The sequence below is a fragment of the Blautia sp. An81 genome, assembly GCF_002161285.1.
In the GTDB taxonomy this organism is placed as follows: domain Bacteria; phylum Bacillota; class Clostridia; order Lachnospirales; family Lachnospiraceae; genus Blautia; species Blautia ornithocaccae.
In genome coordinates this window covers 1-1,324 of sequence record NZ_NFHH01000071.1, presented here as the reverse complement: position 1 = coordinate 1,324, position 1,324 = coordinate 1, and the positions used below count along the sequence as shown (strand labels likewise).

The 1,324-nt window shown below is 54.8% G+C and carries 1 rRNA gene; it reads right to left on the bottom strand.

Going from position 1 to position 1,324, the window contains the following annotated elements:
* Positions 1-1,324: ribosomal RNA gene (locus B5G33_RS20860) — 23S ribosomal RNA — on the bottom strand; the annotation flags it as partial.

Genomic DNA, 1,324 nt, shown 5'->3' with positions numbered 1-1,324 from the left:
ACAACAGGTACACCAGCGGTCCGTCCATCCCGGTCCTCTCGTACTAAGGACAGCTCCTCTCAAATGTCCTACGCCCACGCCGGATAGGGACCGAACTGTCTCACGACGTTCTGAACCCAGCTCGCGTACCGCTTTAATGGGCGAACAGCCCAACCCTTGGGACCTACTACAGCCCCAGGATGCGATGAGCCGACATCGAGGTGCCAAACCACTCCGTCGATGTGAACTCTTGGGAGTGATAAGCCTGTTATCCCCAGGGTAGCTTTTATCCGTTGAGCGATGGCATTCCCACTTAATACCACCGGATCACTAAGCCCTACTTTCGTACCTGCTCCACCCGTCGGTGTCGCAGTCAAGCTCCCTTCTGCCTTTGCACTCTTCGAATGGTTTCCGACCATTCTGAGGGAACCTTTGGGCGCCTCCGATACCCTTTCGGAGGCGACCGCCCCAGTCAAACTCCCCGCCTGGCATTGTCCCCCAGCCGGTTCACGGCTGCAGGTTAGAAATCCAATACCGCAAGGGTGGTATCCCAACAATGGCTCCATGGCGACTGGCGTCACCACTTCACAGCCTCCCACCTATCCTGTACATGCAATACCGAATCCCAGTACCAAACTGGAGTAAAGCTCCATGGGGTCTTTCCGTCCTGGCGCGGGTAGCCAGCATCTTCACTGGCACTTCAATTTCACCGGATGCATTGTCGAGACAGCGCTCAAATCATTACGCCTTTCGTGCGGGTCGGAACTTACCCGACAAGGAATTTCGCTACCTTAGGACCGTTATAGTTACGGCCGCCGTTTACTGGGGCTTAAATTCAAAGCTTCGCTTGCGCTAACCTCTCCTCTTAACCTTCCAGCACCGGGCAGGCGTCAGCCCATATACCTCACCTTTCGGTTTTGCATAGACCTGTGTTTTTGCTAAACAGTTGCTTGAGCCTATTCTCTGCGGCCAGGTCTCCCTGGCACCCCTTCTCCCGAAGTTACGGGGTCATTTTGCCGAGTTCCTTGACAATGCTTCTTCCGCCGGCCTTAGGATTCTCTCCTCATCCACCTGTGTCGGTTTACGGTACGGGTACAGCATGAACAATAGCGGCTTTTCTCGACGCATGGCTCACATACTTCGCTACTTCAGTTCGCTCCGCATCACGTCTTCAGATTGATATGCGGTTTTTCCTGCATATCTCCTACCCCGCTTGCCCGCGGCTTTCCATTCCGCGGCTATGCTCTCCACACGTGTCCCCACAGTTCTGTCATACTGCAGTACAGGAATCTCAACCTGTTGTCCATCGGCTACGTCTTCCGACCTCGCCTTAGGCCCCGACTTA